Here is a 994-nt window from a genome sequence, read left to right on the forward strand (position 1 = left end):
CATTTCCAGCTCGGAGAACAAGCCGGTTTCAGCGCGCTGCCATTGCGCAATCAATTGGCCTTGCGCGTCGAGCACTCGGGCATCCGCTACTTCCTCGGTGGCGGCGATGATCGCCAGCGCCTCGGTTGCCGCCGCTTTGTCATTGAACACGACGGCCGCTTCGACGGTGTAGCTGATCGACCGGGCGATCAAGTGCAGGTTGTGATCGGCATATACCCGCAGCGCGAGCACGCCCAGCAAGGTCAGCGAAACACTGGCCATTGCCACCGCCACCAGCGCGACAATCAAATGCCCACGGCCGATGACCGAGCCCAGGGTCGGGCGAGCCTTCCAACTGAACAGCTTCATGGCGCTGCCGCTTTGCGACGGGACAACTGCAACACGCTGGGGTGTATGCGCACACCACTGCGAGCCACGGAGTCGAGATTGACCTCGAACGACACTTGCTCATCGCCAACGCGCAGGCAGAACAGACTGCCGACGGTGCATTGATCGTCGGCTTCGCTGATGCTCAGCACCGGGTGCCCGATCAACGATGCAAACAGACGACTGCGTTCATCGGCGGTGAGCTTGCCGATGTACACCGCATCGCATTCGCTGACGATGCCCGGGTTGTCCGCCAGCAGACGCCGCACAGCCACCGGCCGGCCCGTGGCTTGGCTGGTGCCTTTGACCAGGTCATCGGTGTATTCGGTGGGCCCGACGATGCACAGGCGCAATTGCGCCGGTTCCACCGGCCAGCGTGCATAACTGAGGATGCCAAGCACCACTTGCGTGACCGCTTTGGCCCGTTGCTCGGCCGGCCCGGTTTGCGCTTGGGCGATGGCGCTGCCCGTGAACAACCAGAGCAAAACGATCAGCAATGCGTGCTGGCAGGCCACCACACGCTGTGTCGCCCAGACGGCCACCTTCATGGAGGGATTCTCTTGGAGCGTAACGAAATGATGCCGCAACGATAGCACAGCGCCGAAACGCCAGCGAGGCGCCTGCCTCT

2 protein-coding genes are annotated in these 994 nt (G+C 62.8%); both read right to left on the reverse strand.

Annotated features, from left to right (window positions below; all coding sequences use genetic code 11):
- A partial coding sequence (locus OQK_RS00950; protein ID WP_038860213.1) for a CHASE sensor domain-containing protein occupies positions 1–348 on the reverse strand: 348 nt, incomplete at its 3' end.
- Complete coding sequence (locus OQK_RS00955; protein ID WP_016770713.1) at positions 345–914, reverse strand: YfiR family protein; 570 nt, start codon at positions 912–914, stop codon at positions 345–347. The genes OQK_RS00950 and OQK_RS00955, both read right to left, overlap by 4 nt.
- Positions 915–994 lie beyond the last annotated feature (80 nt).

This window comes from Pseudomonas sp. R62, assembly GCF_000257605.1.
Taxonomy (GTDB): domain Bacteria; phylum Pseudomonadota; class Gammaproteobacteria; order Pseudomonadales; family Pseudomonadaceae; genus Aquipseudomonas; species Aquipseudomonas atacamensis.